We start from the raw sequence: 15,988 nt of genomic DNA, 5'->3' as shown, positions 1-15,988 counted from the left end.
CTGACGCGGTGGCACGTTCGAGGGCCCGTTGCAGCCGGCGGCGTACCCAGAAAGGCGTAGGCTCGCATTGCCGCGTTAGGCGCTCCGGGTCGCGATCCCCTTCGTGACGAGGCGATCGACGAACGCGCCCACGTCGACGCGGGCGCGGGCCTCGTCGACGTCGAACTCGGCGCAAACGGCGGCGACGGCGTCCTCGAGAGAGCCGGTCTGCTCGAGCGCCCTCCAGACGGCCGCCGCCACCGGATCCAGGCCGAAATACGCGCCCCCGTCGAGGTCGAGGAGCACGACCTCGCCCTGGAACTCGCGGGCGAAGACGTGCGGAGAGAGAGAAAGCTTCATGGCTCGGCCTCCAAGAGGTGCATGAGGGCGGTCGAACATTCGACGAGGCGCTCGAACGCCGCCGGGCGCTCGAGACTATACACCGGCACGCGCTCGGTGAGCCGCCCGAGCAGCTCGAGCTCGTTCGCCCAGAGCTCGCGGTACGGCAAGCCGGAGCGGACGACGTGCGGCAAGAGCACGTCGAGGGCGCCGAGGCCCACGTTCGTGTGGGTCACGAGCGCGGGACCCCACGCGAGCCGCACGATGGCGCGAAGGGGGACGCTCGTGTCGGCGTGCGGCACCGGCACGCCGCACTTGGTGGTCTCGTCCCAGTAGACGTGATCCCCTTCTTTTTGCAGGCCGAGGGCACGGGTCGGGCCCTCCTGGAGGTAGAGGTGCGACTCGGAAGGGACGAGCCTCGGCGACCCATCGTGCATGTCGACCCACGCCATGTCGTCGGAGACGAGCGCGCACCCCCGAGAGACGAGGGCGCCGACCGTGGTCGATTTTCCGGCGCCGCTCGGGCCGAGCAGCAAGAGGCCGCGCCCCGCGTACGCGACGGCCCCGCCGTGGAACGTGAGCTCGCCGCGGAGACGACGCTCGAGCGCCTCGATCGGCCCCACCTCGAGCTTGCGCAGGAGGAACGGATCGACGCCGTCGGCCACCGACAGCCGAACACGCTCGCCCGCGCGGGTGACCTCGAGGGTGACGGCGCCCCCTCCCCACTCGGCCACGACCAGCCCGTCACGCTCTCCCACGCGGTAGGCGGGCCCTCCCCGAGGCTCGTCGACCACCGTATGCCACGTGGTCTCTCCCGGAGGGCTCATGTCCCGTACCTCCGGAGGAGTGCCTCGACGCCGACGAGGCGCCAGAGCGCCCAGAACGGGGCCGACTCGAAGAACGTGGACGACCGGAGGTGCGGCTCGAGCCACTCCCGGAGCCGCGACGGCTCGACGAGCCCCGCGTCCGCGCTCGCCGAAAAGTCCATGTAAGGCGCAAAGATCTGCGCGCCCCCGGCGTGACGAAACGCGCGGGCGACGAACGGCTCGGCGATGCCCTTGTCCGTGCGCAGGCGGACCGACTCGGGCACGCGCCCCGCGAGCGCGCGGCGGTAGAGCCCCTCGGTGCAGACCATCGACCTCGAGCCACTCGAGCGGGAGCCGCCAGAGGAACGTGAAGAGACGCCCGTCGAACCACGGGTCGACACGACGCGCACCGACGAGCTCGTCGACGTCCGCGCGCACCTCGGCGGCCTCCGTGAGGAACGGTTGCTCGAGGTAGGCGCGGACGCGCTCCTCCGGTTCGAGACCGACGGGAGGGGCGCTCATTCGCTCCGCGAGCGACTCGTCGAACGCGCGACGCACCCGCGGGCCGGCAAAGGGGACCTTGGCGCGGTGCAACCGAAATCGGCGCCGGGCCATGGCGCGGCCGAGGACGGCCGGCAAGCGCGGCTCGAGGAGCCAGTGCTGGAGCCGGGTGCGCGCCGTGTCCGACCACGGCACGCGGAGGCCGAGCGCGGTCGCGATCGTCCGGACCGGCCTCGGGCCGACCTCCGCCGCGAACGCCCGCAGATCGCCGCCGAACACGTCGTCGCCGCCGACCCCCGTGAGCCAGGTCGCGCAGCCGAGACCTCGCGCGAGCGCCGCCCCCCCGAGCTCGAGACACGCGTTCGGCATGACCGATGGTTGCATGTAAGACGCAAGTATCGTCGCCACGTGAGGTGCGAGGGCCTCGGGCGCGTAACGCGCGACCTCCACCCCGAAGAACCGCTCCATCGACGCGACGTGCGGGCGGTCGTCGGGCGTGCCCGCGAAGTCGATCGTGAACGGGCGCACGTCGTAGCCGAGCTCGAGGCTCGTCGCGAAGAGCCCCGAAGAGTCGAGCCCGCCGCTCAGCGGCATCGCGAGCGGCGAGTCTCCACGCGCGCCGCGCACCACGGCCGAACGGAGCTCCTCGGCGAGCGCCTCGACCACCGACCCGCGGCTCGGCGTGGTCGGGCTCTTCGGCAGGGTGCTCGGGACCTCACGGAGGCCCGCCCGGGAAACGGAGAGGCGCCGACCTCCGCGGACCCTCGAGACACCGCGATAGATGGTGCGGAGCTCACCGCTGGCGGTCTCGTCGGCCACGAAACGGGCGAGCGCGTCCGCGTCGAGGCGAACGTGCGGGAGCGCCGCGACGAGGCGGCGCAGCGACGTGGACCCGAGGCCACCGGAGCCGCCTCCGTCGGTGACGAAGAAGGGCGTCGTGTAGGTCGGCCGCTCGGCGTCGAGCCCGTCGGGGCGGACATGGACGGTCAAATCGAAGCCGGGGCCCGCGTCGCCTTCGCGGAGGACCCCGTCGCCCGTCTCGTGTGCCCCCGTGCACGTGTAGAAAACGCCGTCGGCGCGCCCTCGCGCGGCCGCAGCGGCCCCCCACGCGACCTCGATCACATCGCCATCTTGAGGAGCCCGTCGTTCACGCTGCCGGCACCCGCCAGGGTGAGGTCGCGCACGTTGCCCAGCTCTTTGAGCTGAGGAGCGGCGTACGGCTTCTTGGGCGCGGGCTTGGACGCCTCGACGGAATTCTCACGGACGGACATGGGCGAAGCTCCTTGGGGGACGAACGAACAGGCCAAAAGATACGATGCCTACCCCTACCACAGTATTCATGCGCGGGGCGAGGGGGGCAAAACCCCGGTGATTTCGGTGAGAGCGACCGTGGTCTGGCGCACCCGGCGGCTCCTCGTGGTGGTGGCAAAGCTGAACAGGTGATCGTCGCCGCTCGCCCGGACGACGGCGCTCATGCGGACGCGCTCTCCCTCGACGAGAGCGATGGGCTCGTCCCACGGGAGTACGACCCGCCCATACACCGTAAGCTTGCCGCCGGGCGCGTTCGAGAAGCCCGCCTCCGCGTCGATCTCGGCGTCGAACCAGAGGGCGATGGCGTGGGCGAAGCCGGAGCGGAGCGCGACGAGCTCGACGTCTCCGCGGAACACGTCGCACGGCACGCCGTACTCGACGGTGAAGAGCCGGGCGGACGCCGTGACGAGGTGCTCGGGGCGGATGGGGCACTTGTCGTCGTCGTGGATCTCGTGCGCGACGGCCGCGCGGCACGCGCCGAGGTCGAAGGCCGGATCCCGAAAACCACCGAAGAAATGCTCGTGGAGCTCGTCGGACTCGACGAGCGCGGCGTGCACGTGATCGCGGAGAGGCAAGAGGCGGCCGTCGGGCTTCAAGAGGCGCGCGCGTGCGTCGGCCATGGACGCGACGTTGGCCCCGAACGTCGGCAGGCGACCGCGGAGATCCCCGAAGGCGACGTCGGCGCGCTCGGGGAGCTCGAGGGCGGTCGAGAGCCCGTGGACGACCTCGACGATGCCCTCGAGGCCGTTGTCGCGCACGGTGGCCCGCGCGATTTGGCACGCCTGCCGGATACCCTCGATCGCGTACACCTTGCGGGCCCCGAGGCGCGCGGCGACCATCGCGAAGTACCCGGTGCCGGTGCCGATGTCGACGACCACGTCGCCCGGACGGACGGCCCGCGCGAGCGCCGAGGTGTACGCGCTCACCCGGGGGTGAGCCAACATGCGGCCGAAATCGTAGGTCGAGTACATGCGCCTCGGGTGCGTGTGTCGCGTCTCGGGTTCACGCCGACAGTAGTGCAGCCTCCCGCCGTTCGACCACGGAGTTTTCGCGGGCACCTCACGCGGCGTCGTCCGACCGTCGCGCGCGCCGTGGTTCTCGACGGCGAGGCGGTGGTCGTGGAGAATTCTCGGGCGCCGCGCATCCCAGGCGACTCCCCTCTCCTTTCGACTCGACCGAGCCCTTCATGCCCGACCCCCTCCGCGAGCTCTTTCATCTCCTCGAGCGCACCCCGTGGACCACCTCGGTCGGCGCACCGCTCGGCGAGGACGAGGACGCGCTCCCCGACGCGACGAGCGCGCTCGCCACGTTCCCGACCGAGGGCGTAGGGGTCGTGCGAGGGCTCCTCTCTCGGCGGCGCGCGGAGGCCCTCGCGGCGGCGCTATGCCGTGTGGAGGAGCTTGGCCTGCCCCCGGTGTTCGTCTACGCGCTCGACGCGTTCTGGGAGCCGCTCGCGAGGCTCGTGCCCATCGTCGAAGAGCTCATCGGGCCCGCGGAGGTGCTCGCGGACGGGTGGGCGTGGAACATCCCCCCGCGCTCGGGCCTCTCGGGCTGGGCACCTCACCGCGGCGTCTACGAGCCTCTCCGCCAAAGCGACGGGAGGCCCTCGGTCGTGAACGTGTGGATCGCGCTGTCGGACGTGACGGTCGACACGGCCTGCATGCACGTCGTGCCGCTCACGAAGGATCCGGGCTACCCCGACGCGCTCCGGCGTGAGCCGTTCGACGTCACCCACGCGCGCCCCTACCCGCTCGAGGCCGGCTCGGCGCTCTTCTGGGACGCGTGCTCGCTCCACTGGGGCGGGCCGATGCGCGAGGGCGCCACGAACGCCCGGACCGCGTACTCGCTCACGCTCCGGGCACGCGGGGCTCCCGGCCTCGAGGGCCTCGACGCCGTCGAGAGCTTCGAAAAACTGAGTCTTCACGAGAGGTTAGAGCTCGTGGCCATCCAGATCCTCCGGTACGGCTCGCTCGCCGAAGTGCCGCGCCCCGTGGTCGATTGGGCCGGGCTCCTCGGGGCGCTGCGCGACCGCCACGGCCCGGTAAAGAACCGTGAAGGGGAGCATGGGGCGGGCCGAACCCCCGTCTGACCGTTCAAGAACGAAGCGGGCGGCGACGAGACCACGACCTCGAACGACCCCACGGGAAGCCGGTGCTTCCCACTCGCGCCCTCCGCACCTTCGATCTACATAGGAGCCGTACCATGCGCTTTGCCAAGTCCGTCGTCGCCGCCCTCGTCGTCTCCCTCGCCACCCTCGTCGCGGTCCCCGCGCTCGCCGAGACCGGCGCCAAACGCGCCACCCCCGCGGCCGAGGACGGCGGCAAACACGGCAAGAAGTTCCCCATGGCGGGCGCCGAGTTCAAAGCCAAGGTCGATCAGCGCGTCGCCAAGGCTCGCCAACACATGGAGTCGCGGGTCACGAACCTCCCGGCCGACAAGCAGAAGGAAGTGCGCGACAAGTTCAACGCCGGCGTCGCCACGTTGAACGCCGAGGTCCAGAAGGCCGTGGCCGACAACGTGGTCACGAAGGAAGAGGCCCAGAAGGTGCGCGAGGTCGCGAAGCAGCTCCGCGGCGGCCATGGGCACGGCGGCCACGGCAAGAAGGCGAAGGCCGAGAAGAAGTAGTCACGCCCACCACGATCGTCGACGAGGCCCGCAGCGTCATGTGCGGGCCTCGTGCCTTTCGAAGGCGGCTACTCTTTGACCACTTCGACCGGGACGCGAGGCAGGCTCTCGTCGGGGAGGCCGCTGAGCGAGCTCCCAAGACGCACCGTGTACTTTCCGACGGGCAGGTTGCCCGCAGAGGCCACCGGGAACGTGCCGATCGTGACGACCGAGCCCTCGATTTTGTCGGGCGCCCAGCGGTACTTGACCGCGTCCCAAAAGAGCTTCGTCTTGAGGGTGCCGCCGGAGCCGACGAGGAGCTTCACGGTGCGCACCGAGTCTTCGTCGATGACGACGCCCGAGGGGGCCTTGGGCTTGCCGGCGGGCTGGCCCACGCGTTTTCCCTTCGCGTCCCACGTTTGAACGACGAACGCGGGCCCGTCGACCGAGAAGACGAGGCCGACCTGCTCGCTCGACTTGTTCTTGATCGTGAGCACGAGGTCGACGCGGCCGCCGGGGAGATCTCGGCGGTAGAGGCGGTGAGCTTCACGTCGAGCTTCTGCGTGAGGCCGGGCGTCGGATCGGCGTCGCCCGCGGCGATCTTGCACTTGTCGTTCTTGAGCCAGTCGGCGATCTCCTCGGCCTCGTTCACCACGCAGCCTTTGGCCGCGCCGTTGTCGACGACGGGCGGGGGCTTGTTCGTGGGGTACTTGTCCTCGTTCACGTCGGGGGCGTTGGTGCCGATGGGCACCATGTCGATCTTGGGGGGCTTGTACGGAGCGCACCCACAAAACGAGAGGGCCGCGAGGCCGACGAACGACGGGACGACGAGGGAGCGAGGGGGGGCCGAGGGCATCGGAATCCGCCGAGAATAGCGCACGAAATGGCGCGCGGGAGAGTGATCGTGGCGATCGTGGGCGAGCTTGGGCCAGGGTGCGCGTGGGTGGGAGGGCGTGCCGAATCGCGCTGCGTGAGTTTTCCGTGTGCGTAGGCCTCTCGGGATACGCTACGTTGAAGCGTCGTGACGTGGCTCGGAGGAGAGCCGCGGGTTGCTTTCGAAACGCCTTTCGGAGTGGAGAGCCATGAAGAACCTCAGCTTGAAGAATCGCCTGTCGCCGACCGTGGTCGGACTTTTGTGCGGGGCCGCGCTCGCCGCGCTCCCGAGCATCGCCTCGGCGCAGCTTGCCGAGAGCTGGGAGAACGGCGTCCAGGCCGGCAAGTGGATTTCGACGAGTTCGACCGGCAATCTCACGTACATCGTGCCGGGTGCGCCGGAGGACAACATCGTGCTTCGAAGCTCGATCGCGGACGAGGGCGCCGGCGCAGCCTGCGCGGGCCGCTACGCGCGGGAAACGCGGGTAGCCGTCGCTGGGCATCAGTACGCCGCTGGCACCAACATCGTCGCTTCCACCGCCGGCACCGACTACTGCTTGAGCGCGTGGATCCGAGCCCAACCGGGGTCGCGACCCTACCTCGGCATCAACTTTACGCCCACGAACGCCGGAATGGCCGGCGTCGCAGGCGGAGACAAGCGCACCGGCCTTTGCTTCGCCGCCAGCGCCGAAGCGCCGAGCGCCGCCGAAACCTGCAACGGAGTTTCCGTAACCAACATCGTCCGAGACGGCGAGTGGCACTGGGTCGCGAACTCGTTCAAGGGGAAAGCGGGATTCGCGCAGACGCAGTTCTTCAATTACTGTGGAAGCGCGACCTGCGCTTCGGCCGACAACCCCGCGTTCGACATCGACGACATTCGATTCACGACTGGCGTTTGTCCGGCGACCCCCCCGGCGACCACGGCGCCTCACACGGCGTGCACTGGGACCACACCGGTGTGCGTGCCGGGCGATGCGACGAACAACGCCAAGTGTGCGGCGTGCACGGGCAACGCGGGGGCTGCGGCTCCGGCGATCGCTTGCCCGGCGGACAGGCCCGTGTGCCAGACCGCGGGCGCCGAGAAGGGCGCGTGCAAGACGTCGTGCACCTCGGACTTCGGCGGTGACGGCGGCGCGGGCGCGTGCCCCGAGACCTCGCCCTTCTGCACGCTCATCGCGGGCTCGACGACGCTGAAGGAGTGCAAGCCGTGTGCGGGCAACAACGGCTCGGCGACGATGCCCGCCTGCCCCGCCGCGAACCCGACGTGCTTCACCACCGGCGCCAAGGCCGGCGCGTGCGGCAAGTGCACGACGAACGCCGAGTGCGGCGGCGCGACCCCGCGCTGCGACGTGGGCACCGGGCGCTGCACCGACGACTGCGAGCAGGACGCCGACTGCGGCGACAAGAAGAGCGGCAAGATCTGCCTCGCGTCGACGTTGAAGTGCACCGACGGCTGCCGCGGCGACGCGGCGGGCAACGGCTGCCCCGACGGGCAGAAGTGCACCTCGGTCGACCTCAAGCCCGGCACGTGCGAGCCGTCGAACCCCGTCCCCGACGCGGGCCCGACGCCGACCCCGGAGCCCACGACGCCCACGCCGACGCCCACGCCGACCCCCACCCCCGAGCCCACGCCGACGCCGGCCGAGGAAGAGGGCGGCTGCTCGATGTCGTCGGGCTCCGTCGCGGGCGGCACCGCGACCATGCTCGTCGGCCTCGGTGTCGTCGTCGCGGCCATGGGTCGCCGCCGCCGCCGCGACTGACCGGCCTTCGACCCCGAACATGACGAGAGGCGACCTGGAGCTCCCGGGTCGCCTCTCTCGTTTTCGGAGCTCGGCTTTTTCCGAGACGGCATCGCACGAGCAGCTGCCCGTATCGCGCGCACGCGTGCACAGCACACGGATTTACGTGTGCATCATGCACGCACGACCGAGCCTCACTGTTGACAGGCGAAGTAGCCCGGGAGGAGCGTCGAGGCGACACACGCGCGCGCGCCGCAGCTCGCCGCAGGAGACGCGGGGTTGCAGAAGGTGATGTCGTTCCCGCCGCACGAGGACTTGCACTCGAGCTTGTCGTAGTAGCCGCCGCCGCCGATCTGCACACGGTCGCCGCAGCAAATTTTCGCCCCGGTGGGGCAGTCCTCGGAGCTGTCGCACTCGATCTGGGTCGACGGCTCGGGGCACGTCACCTTCCCGGCGCGGCACTCGTAGCGGTACGTCTGGCTCGCCGCTTGGTAGAGCGCGCAGCACGTGTCGGTGAGCGGGCACGCGCCCACGGTGCCGCACGCGATGCCCGCGCCGGTCGAGGCGTCGGGCTTGGCCGCGTCGGGCACGCTCGCGTCGCGTGGGGGGCCGCCCGCGTCCTTCGGGGGCGTCGTCGGGGGCGTCGTCGGCCCCGGAGGGGGCAACGTGGGCGAGGGAGGCGTCGTGCTCGTGGACGTCGGGGTCGTGCCGGGCGTCGTCGCGGTGGGGGCCGTCGAGTCGGCCGGCGAGGGATCTCCGAAGAGATCGGTGGCGGTCGCGCCGCCGCACGCAAAGAGGAGAGCCGAGGCCGAGAGCACGACGAAGGTGGAGCGACGCATCGCGCTCAGCATGCGAGAGGTCCCCCTCGCGAGCAATCGAGAAAACGAGGTTGAGCTCGGTCCACACACGCCGACATTTCCCCACAAAAGACCGAAGGGCACACGAGGCTTCGTGCGCCCTTCGAGGTCGACCCGGAGCCTCACGAGGCCGGGTCTTCGTGGGGAGAGCTCAGGCCGGGGTCTTCTTCACGACGTCGACGATGCCCTGCACCGAGGCAGCGCTCTTCGCGAGCATGCCCTTCTCTTCGTCCGTGAGGGGGATCTCGACGATCTTCTCGACGCCGTCGCCGCCGATGATGGCGGGCACGCCCATGAAGAGGTCCTTGTAGCCGTACTCGCCCTCGAGGTACGCGCGACGGGGAGGAGGCGCTTCTGGTCGAGGAGGTAGGCCTCGGCCATGGCGACCGCGCTCGTCGCGGGGGCGTAGTAGGCGCTCGTGCCCATGAGGTTCACGATCTCGCCGCCGCCCTTGCGGGTGCGCTCGACGATCGAGGCAAGCTTGTCCTTCGCGATGAACTGCGTGACGGGCACGCCGTTGATCGTGCACATCGAGAGCACGGGGACCATGTCGTCGCCGTGGCCGCCGAGGACCATCGCGCGCACGTCCTTGATGCTCACGCCGGCCTCGCGGGCGAGGAAGAGCTGGAAGCGCGCCGAGTCGAGGACGCCGGCCATGCCCGCGATCTTCTTCTTCGAGCAGCCCGTGACCTTCATGTACTCGTAGACCATCGCGTCGAGCGGGTTCGAGATCACGATGACGAACGCGTCGGGGCAGTGCTCCTTCGCGTTGTTCGCGACGTCGCGGATGATCGGGAGGTTCGTCGCGACGAGGTCGTCGCGCGACTGGCCGGGCTTGCGCGGGATGCCGGCGGTGATGATGAGCACGTCGGAGCCGGCCACGTCCTCCCACTTGGAGGTGCCCGTGATGCTGGCGTCGTAGCCGAGCACGCTCGAGTTCTGCTCGAGGTCGAGCGCCTTGCCCTTGGCGAAATTCTCCTTGGCCGGGATGTCGAAGAGGACCACGTCGCCGAGCTGCGTGTTCGCGCAGAGCCGCGCGAGCTCGCCGCCGATGTTGCCCGCCCCGATGAGAGAAATCTTCTTACGCTTGGCCATGGGAAACCTCCGAATTTGGCCGCGGTTCTACACGACCCGCGGCCGAGGCGAAAGCCACCATGGCGGCTCGGTCCCACGTTTTTGCGAACGCCACGGGGAGCCGGATCCCGCGCAAACCGTGCGGCGCGGGCCGACGCCCCATTTTCCGCTAAGCTCGTCCCAGCGTCGCCTCGCGACGGTACGGAGCTTCCATGCGAACGCGTCTTGCCTCGATCTTCTCCTTGCTCTCCGCGTCGGGCCTCCTCGCGAGCCTCGAAGGGAGCGCCGCCGCCGCGCCGCCGCTGCCCACGGGCCCGCATCCGCGTATCTTGCTCGACGCGCCGACCCTCGCCGCGCTGAAGGCGAAGGCGCAGGACCCGAGCTCGGCCGCCGCCAAGGCCGTCGCCCACTGCAACGCGATCGTCGCGAGCCCGGGGCGTTACGCGTCCGGCGTGCACATGGGGTACGGCTTCGCGTTCAACGGCTCGGCGTGCGCGCTGGCCTACAAAATCACGGGGAACGAGGCGCACAGGGCCCAAGGGGTGCGCTACTTGAACGCGCTCCTCGACGACCAAGAGACCATAGGCGATCGCGCCGGCGGCAACGAGGTGGCGAAGCGCGACGCGGGGTACGCCATTCGCTACCACGGGTTCGCTTCGCTCCTCTACGACTGGCTCGCGGGCACGGCTGGGGTCGACGCCGCGAAGACCCGCGCGCGCGGGAAGTACTGGATCGACGAGCACACGCGCGACGGGTACCTGCGGGACATGCCCGGCAGCAACATGCACGCGGGGTTCGTCTCGGCGAAGACGTTCGCGGCCCTCGCGCTCGCCGGAGAAGAGCCCTCGGCGGCCACGTATTGGACGCAGGCCGTCGACGACATTTTCGGCAAACAAATCAAAGACAAAGGGCTCGGCGCAAGCGGCATCCTGCGCGACGGCGATTGGCCCGAGGGCTGGGAGTACGCGCCCTTCAGCCTCGTCGGCTACGGGCTCGCGTGGCGCGCGGCCAAGCAGCACGGCGCGGCGTTCCCGGAGGTCGATAGGTTCTTCGACGACGTCGTCCCGCTGTATCGCCACACGTTCTTCCCCGACACGAAGGGCGGCTACGAGGGCGGCGACTGGGGAGATGCCTCGCGGCACGCCACGATCACACGGAGGCCCGCGCTCGGCTCGCTCCTCGGCGGCGCCGACGCGAAACGTGCGGCCCACGCGTCGGCCATGCTCGCCGACCCGGTGACGGGCGAGCTCGACGAGTGCCTCATGTGCGAGGCCATCGCCGAGACGCGGAAGGTCGCGCCCGTCGACTATGTCTCCGAGAAGCCGCCGACGTTCACGTTCGCGCGGGGGACTCGCAACTTCTACGCCCGCTCGAGCTGGGCCGCGGACGCGTATTTTACCGTGTTTACGTCGGCGCCGCGCCTCGGGCCGGACCACCAACAGTTCAACGCGTCGAGCTTCGTGCTCGCGCGCGGCGGAGACGATCTCGTCGCCGATCCGAGCCCGTACGGCTCGCTCTCGACGTTCACGGGCAACGCGCTCGCGGTCGACTCGCAGACCGTGGAGCCCGACTACCGCCCCGGGCAGGGCCACTACGGGCGCGCCGACATGCCTTGGGCGCGAGGGTTCGAATCGGGGGTCGTCGCCGCGCGGGCCGACATCGCCATGGCGTTCCGCGACTACCAAGACAAGACCGACGTGCCCTTCGCGAAGCGAGATTTCGTCTTCGTGCCTTCGGGCGAGATCGTCGTCATCGATCGCGCGCGCACGGACGCCGCCGCGCGCGGCATGAACGTCCGCTTCCGAAGCGCGGCCTCCCTCACGCTGACGGCCGACGGCGCGAAGGGCACGGTCGGTGGCTCCGAGCTCGTCATCCACCAGGTCACGCGGAGCGGTGGGACGCCAGAAGTTCGAAAGATTACGCAGGTTTCCCGAACGTGCCAGAACGGTGCACCTTACAACAACTGCACGGCCGCGCGTTTCCCGGTGGACGAGTACCGGTTCAAGGTGCCCGGCCCCTCGGCGCTCGCCGTGACCGTCTTCGACGGGCTCAAGGCGGGAGAGGCCGCGGCCACGGTGAGCGACGTGACCAAGGTCGATGCAAAGAACACGGGCGTCGTCGGAGCCGAGGTCGTGAGGGGCTCGCGGACGGTGGTGGTCGCGTCGTCGGCGAAAGACGGCGCGGCGGGCCCCGAGCTCGCCTACGTCGCGACGGCCGACGCCGAGGCACGCCACGTCGTGTTCGATGCCCCCGAGACCGACGGCAAGTCGACCGTGACCACGACGGCCGAGGGCGGCAAGTGCGCGGTGAAGATCGTGGCCGGTGGGGCGCTCGCGGGCAAGCCGCTCGTCTTTCGGGTCGCGCCTGCGTCGGCGGGCTGCACGGTCACCGAGGAGAAGGGCGTCGAGCTCCAGAACGCGCCCCCGGGGAGCACCGAGCCCAACGGCCCCGGCGGGCCTTCTGGATCCGGCGGAGGGGACGGCGGCGCGGCGGGCGCGGACGGCTCGAGCGACGGTGGCGGGTGCTCCTGCGACCTCGCCTCGTCCTCTCGTTCGGGTGGCGCCGGAGCGGCCGTCGTGCTCGCGCTCGCGGTCGGGTCGACACTCGCGCGACGCCGCAGGGCGCGGTGAGCTCCGCCATCGTCCCGGTCAAGGGGTGAGGTCGGCGCAGCAGCGAAAGCCGGTCGAGTAGTCGTGGTACGTGACGCCGTGCGCCACCGTGCGGTAGGCGCACCCTTCGCCGTGAAGCGTCGTGTCGAGCCAGTAGCCGCCCTGAAATGTGCCGTTCGGGTCCGACGTCCACTCGTGGAGGTTGCCGACCATGTCGAAGAGGCCGTAGTCGTTCACGCAGGCGGAGCTCGCGCCGGTTTTGTCGAGGCCGCCCTCGAGCGCGTTGGCGCGCGGGTCGTTGAGCTCGGTCATGCCCCACCCGCGCGACATGGTGTCCGCGTGGTAGGTGAGCATCGGGCTCTTGCCGGTGTCGTGGCATTTGCCGGGAGCCCGCGCCGGGCCGTACGGGTAGGCCGTGCCCTTCGAGCCCGCGCAGGCGACGCGCCACTCGAGCGGTGAGCAGAGGCGCTTCTTCGCGTTGCGGCAGGCAGCCTCCGCGTCGGCCGCCGACACGTACCCCATCGGGACGACCCCCGCGACGCTCCTCGCGACGAGCACACGCCCCGGCGCGAGCGGTCCGTACGGCGAAACCTCGACCTCCGTGCCGTCCGCGCGGCGTTCGACGAGCGAGCCCTCGTAGCGATCGACGCAGTACGCCCCCGCCACCTTGGCCATGTCCGCCGGGCACGTGCCCGAGCCTTTCGCGGGGATCGTGCCTTCGTCGACGGCGTGCACCGTGGTGGGCACGTAGCGCCGGATGGCTTCTTCGAGGGATCCTTGCGAGGCGGCGTGGCCCGTCGCGGCTTGGGCGAGCACCGAGGACACGACGGCGACGGCGTTCGCGACCTGCGCGCGGCTCGCCTCCGGAGGCTCACGCGTCGGCCCTCCGAGGGCGACCCCGGCCACGCACGAGAGCGCCGCCGCGAGCCCGACGCTCGCACGTTTCACGGGGAGACCTTCGTGTGAAAGAACGTGTCGAGCTTCGGCGCCATGTTCGCCGGCACGTTGTCGTCCCACGCGCTCCCGTCGATGCGTCGCTTCGTTCCGCGGCCCTTCTCGTCGAGCACGATGAAGACGGGGATCGACGGCGAGGCGAGCCCGACGGCTCCGAGCGAGCCCCCCCACGCGTCGACGTCGAGGTGGACGACGTAGGTCGCCTTGAAGGCGGCCTGCATGCGGGCGTCGCTCATGCTCGCCTCGAGCTCACGGCAGGGGCCGCACCACGTCGCCCCGAGCTCCACGACGGGTAAATACCCGAGAGCCTTGGCTTTTTCGACGTGGTTCCCGAGCACCACCGCGAGCGACCCCTCGGACGGCTTGGGACGCACTTCGACGAAGGAAGCGGCCGAGGGCGCGCCCTGGGTCGCCCCTTCGGACGGCGAGGATTTGTCGCGGCAGGCGCCCCCCGCGAACGCGAAGAGCGCCGTGCCGAGCACGGACAGAGCCCGCGCGACCCGCGACCTCACTGGGCCGTCGGGAAGCAGCGCGGACGACCGTTCGTGTCGAGGACCGCCTTCGAGCGGATGTCGGCCGGGTCTTGACGGTGGCAGTAGGTCGGGTTGGGCTGCGTCGCGCAGGAGTGGCCCTCGGCGATGGTCACGCTGCCGTCACCGGCGCAGCGGTAGCCCGCGTTTTTGTTGCTGTCGCTGCAGTACCAGCCCGCCGTCTTGGGGGACGCGCAGCTGTCGGGGAAGCAGGTTTTGTTCGTGCACTCGGTCTCGACGAGCGATTTGCACTTCTGGTCCCAGAAGCCCATCTTCGAGTTGCAGAATGCATCTTTCATCCCGACGCGGCCGGCGCAGCCTTGCTCGCAGGTGGCGCCGAGCGCGGGGCCGAGCGTGCACACGTCGTGGTCGCAGGCCGTCGCGGGCTCTTCGCCGGCGACCGCCGCGTCGCCGCACCGCTGGAAGAAGCTCGGGCAGGGCACACACGCGCCGTAGCCGCCCGCGATCATCTGGCAGTACATGTGGACCTTGCGGTCCGTCGGGCCGAACACCTTGTCGAGGAGGAGCGCGGCCGCGATGCTCCCGATCGGCCCGAACGCGTCACCGGCGAACTTCTGAACATCGATCGCCTGGCAGTCCGCGTCCTTCTTGCAGGGCACGCAGACGCCGCACTTCTTCCCGTCGAGGATGTCGACGTTGGCGCAGGCGTTCATCGGGTAGTCGATGTTCGCGTCTTTGACGTTGAGGCCGGTGGCCTTCTTGATGAGGGCGCCCACGTTGAGCTGGGCCTTCACGCCGGCGCAGTTCGCGTCGGTCGAGCATGCCTGGGTCACGCGGCTGAAGGGATCGGGGAGGACGAAGACGCCCTTGCCGAGGTCCTCGCAGCCGGCCGCGGGGGCCGCGCACGTGCCGAGACCGCCGCCGATGGGAACACCCGTGCACTTGGTGAGGCCACCCTGGCAGGCGGCGCAGTCCGCGTCGGCCTTGCACTTGTTGGGGTTGCCGGCGACGCCGCAGATCTTCTCGCAATCGCCGACGTCGTTGCAGATCTCGTTCGAGCCGGGGCACTTCTTCGACTCGCTGCACTTCGCGCACACGCCGCGGTTGCAGGCGTTGTTGGCGGGCGCGCCGTTCTTGCCACCGCACTCGCTGCAGTCCGCGTCGGTCTTGCAGCTGTCGGGGCAGGCCGCTTGGCATTTGCTGTCTTTGCAGACGTCGGTCGACTGGCAGTTCGTGACGTTCGTGGTCGTGCACCCGACGCACTTCTTGGCGGCGGGATCACACACCTTGAAGGCCGGTCCGCACGCGGCGCAGTCGGCGTCGGCGTTGCACGTGATGGTGGGGACGCCGTTCACGTCCTCGGCGCAGGCCACGCCCCCGCCGACGCAGTCGCCGTACTTCGTGCACGTCTGTCCTGCGCCGCAGGTCTTCCCGCCGGCGTCGGGCCCGCAGGCCACGCAGCGGTTCTCCTTCTGGTTGCAGACGGTGCGACCGCCGGTGCAGTCCTGGCAGTGGCGATCCGTGTCGCAGTTGTTGAGGAGACAGATTTTGTCCGTCCCGTTCGGGTCGTTGTTCGGATCGACGCTGCCGTCGAGCCCATCCAGAGGGGGGAGCGTGTCGCTGCCGCCACACGCGACGACGAGAGCGGAAACCGAAGCGATGCACGCGAGACCCGTGACGAGCTTTGCGAAGGCCATGAGACGAGTTTGCCATTCCTTTCGCGGGGGCGCACCTGGTGACTTGCGATCCAAAGGGCATGGATCACACGAACCACCCAGGCGCGTCGGCTCGTGCCCGGGCGCCGAGAGCATGATGTAGTCCAAGCTCCCACCTTCGGTCGCTCGACCCGGC

Annotated in this window: 13 protein-coding genes and 1 pseudogene; 4 read left to right on the top strand and 10 right to left on the bottom strand. The window is 70.1% G+C overall.

Annotated elements, in window-relative coordinates; genetic code table 11:
* Positions 1-75 precede the first annotated feature (75 nt).
* The 4 genes from IPK71_17555 to IPK71_17540 form a co-directional block, all read right to left on the bottom strand.
* Positions 76-339, bottom strand: a complete 264-nt coding sequence (locus IPK71_17555) for a PqqD family protein (protein ID MBK8215541.1) — start codon at positions 337-339, stop codon at positions 76-78.
* Positions 336-2,747, bottom strand: coding sequence for a hypothetical protein (locus tag IPK71_17550; GenBank protein MBK8215540.1), 2,412 nt, complete (start codon positions 2,745-2,747; stop codon positions 336-338). The genes IPK71_17555 and IPK71_17550 overlap by 4 nt, the downstream gene beginning before the upstream one ends.
* Positions 2,744-2,896, bottom strand: coding sequence for a lasso RiPP family leader peptide-containing protein (locus tag IPK71_17545; GenBank protein ID MBK8215539.1), 153 nt, complete (start codon positions 2,894-2,896; stop codon positions 2,744-2,746). Before IPK71_17545 ends, IPK71_17550 begins: the two co-directional genes overlap by 4 nt.
* Before the next feature lie 66 nt (positions 2,897-2,962).
* Positions 2,963-3,880 carry a 50S ribosomal protein L11 methyltransferase gene (locus IPK71_17540; GenBank protein ID MBK8215538.1) on the bottom strand — a complete coding sequence of 306 codons (918 nt, stop codon included), beginning with the start codon at positions 3,878-3,880 and terminating at the stop codon, positions 2,963-2,965.
* A gap of 242 nt (positions 3,881-4,122) precedes the next feature.
* Here IPK71_17540 and IPK71_17535 point away from each other — a divergent pair, with 242 nt between their 5' ends.
* Both IPK71_17535 and IPK71_17530 read left to right on the top strand, forming a co-directional pair.
* The gene (locus IPK71_17535; protein MBK8215537.1) at positions 4,123-5,025 is read left to right on the top strand and encodes a phytanoyl-CoA dioxygenase family protein; all 903 of its coding nucleotides are present in this window, start codon (positions 4,123-4,125) and stop codon (positions 5,023-5,025) included.
* A 113-nt stretch (positions 5,026-5,138) separates the two neighbouring features.
* The gene (locus IPK71_17530; GenBank protein MBK8215536.1) at positions 5,139-5,561 is read left to right on the top strand and encodes a hypothetical protein; all 423 of its coding nucleotides are present in this window, start codon (positions 5,139-5,141) and stop codon (positions 5,559-5,561) included.
* A gap of 68 nt (positions 5,562-5,629) precedes the next feature.
* On the opposite strand, the gene IPK71_17525 is transcribed toward IPK71_17530, so the two are convergent.
* On the bottom strand, positions 5,630-6,148 hold the full coding sequence (locus IPK71_17525) for a hypothetical protein (protein MBK8215535.1): 519 nt from the start codon (positions 6,146-6,148) through the stop codon (positions 5,630-5,632).
* 474 nt (positions 6,149-6,622) lie between these two features.
* On the opposite strand from IPK71_17525, the gene IPK71_17520 reads away from it, so the two are divergent.
* Positions 6,623-8,173 carry a hypothetical protein gene (locus IPK71_17520; protein ID MBK8215534.1) on the top strand — a complete coding sequence of 517 codons (1,551 nt, stop codon included), beginning with the start codon at positions 6,623-6,625 and terminating at the stop codon, positions 8,171-8,173.
* A gap of 173 nt (positions 8,174-8,346) precedes the next feature.
* Here the strand turns inward: IPK71_17520 and IPK71_17515 are convergent, their stop codons facing one another.
* Both IPK71_17515 and mdh read right to left on the bottom strand, forming a co-directional pair.
* Positions 8,347-8,991 (bottom strand): hypothetical protein, encoded by a 645-nt coding sequence (locus tag IPK71_17515; GenBank protein ID MBK8215533.1) that lies wholly within the window; start codon positions 8,989-8,991, stop codon positions 8,347-8,349.
* Between the two features lie 169 nt (positions 8,992-9,160).
* Positions 9,161-10,104: pseudogene (gene mdh, locus IPK71_17510) on the bottom strand (malate dehydrogenase).
* Positions 10,105-10,295: 191 nt separating this feature from the next.
* On the opposite strand from mdh, the gene IPK71_17505 reads away from it, so the two are divergent.
* The gene (locus tag IPK71_17505; protein MBK8215532.1) at positions 10,296-12,713 is read left to right on the top strand and encodes a hypothetical protein; all 2,418 of its coding nucleotides are present in this window, start codon (positions 10,296-10,298) and stop codon (positions 12,711-12,713) included.
* Between the two features lie 18 nt (positions 12,714-12,731).
* Here IPK71_17505 and IPK71_17500 read toward each other — a convergent pair whose 3' ends face one another.
* Genes IPK71_17500 through IPK71_17490 form a run of 3 tightly spaced genes read right to left on the bottom strand, consistent with a single transcriptional unit; the run spans position 12,732 to position 15,834 of the window.
* Entirely contained in the window at positions 12,732-13,640 is a 909-nt protein-coding gene (locus IPK71_17500; GenBank protein ID MBK8215531.1) for an SUMF1/EgtB/PvdO family nonheme iron enzyme, read from the bottom strand.
* Positions 13,637-14,158, bottom strand: coding sequence for a hypothetical protein (locus IPK71_17495; GenBank protein MBK8215530.1), 522 nt, complete (start codon positions 14,156-14,158; stop codon positions 13,637-13,639). Before IPK71_17495 ends, IPK71_17500 begins: the two co-directional genes overlap by 4 nt.
* Positions 14,155-15,834, bottom strand: coding sequence for a hypothetical protein (locus tag IPK71_17490; protein MBK8215529.1), 1,680 nt, complete (start codon positions 15,832-15,834; stop codon positions 14,155-14,157). The genes IPK71_17495 and IPK71_17490 overlap by 4 nt, the downstream gene beginning before the upstream one ends.
* Positions 15,835-15,988 lie beyond the last annotated feature (154 nt).

The sequence above is a fragment of the Myxococcales bacterium genome (assembly GCA_016712525.1).
Taxonomy (GTDB): domain Bacteria; phylum Myxococcota_A; class Polyangia; order Polyangiales; family Polyangiaceae; genus JAAFHV01.
This window is presented reverse-complemented; position numbering and strand designations above follow the sequence as displayed.

What these genes read in the sequence shown, in the direction of transcription:
- IPK71_17530 (MBK8215536.1), top strand. Translation starts at nt 5,139, where the DNA reads ATGCGCTTTGCCAAGTCCGTCGTCGCCGCCCTCGTCGTCTCCCTCGCC.
- IPK71_17520 (MBK8215534.1), top strand. Translation starts at nt 6,623, where the DNA reads ATGAAGAACCTCAGCTTGAAGAATCGCCTGTCGCCGACCGTGGTCGGA.
- IPK71_17555 (MBK8215541.1), bottom strand. Translation starts at nt 339, where the DNA reads ATGAAGCTTTCTCTCTCTCCGCACGTCTTCGCCCGCGAGTTCCAGGGC.
- IPK71_17505 (MBK8215532.1), top strand. Translation starts at nt 10,296, where the DNA reads ATGCGAACGCGTCTTGCCTCGATCTTCTCCTTGCTCTCCGCGTCGGGC.
- IPK71_17515 (MBK8215533.1), bottom strand. Translation starts at nt 8,991, where the DNA reads ATGCGTCGCTCCACCTTCGTCGTGCTCTCGGCCTCGGCTCTCCTCTTT.
- IPK71_17535 (MBK8215537.1), top strand. Translation starts at nt 4,123, where the DNA reads ATGCCCGACCCCCTCCGCGAGCTCTTTCATCTCCTCGAGCGCACCCCG.
- IPK71_17540 (MBK8215538.1), bottom strand. Translation starts at nt 3,880, where the DNA reads ATGTTGGCTCACCCCCGGGTGAGCGCGTACACCTCGGCGCTCGCGCGG.
- IPK71_17490 (MBK8215529.1), bottom strand. Translation starts at nt 15,834, where the DNA reads ATGGCCTTCGCAAAGCTCGTCACGGGTCTCGCGTGCATCGCTTCGGTT.
- IPK71_17545 (MBK8215539.1), bottom strand. Translation starts at nt 2,896, where the DNA reads ATGTCCGTCCGTGAGAATTCCGTCGAGGCGTCCAAGCCCGCGCCCAAG.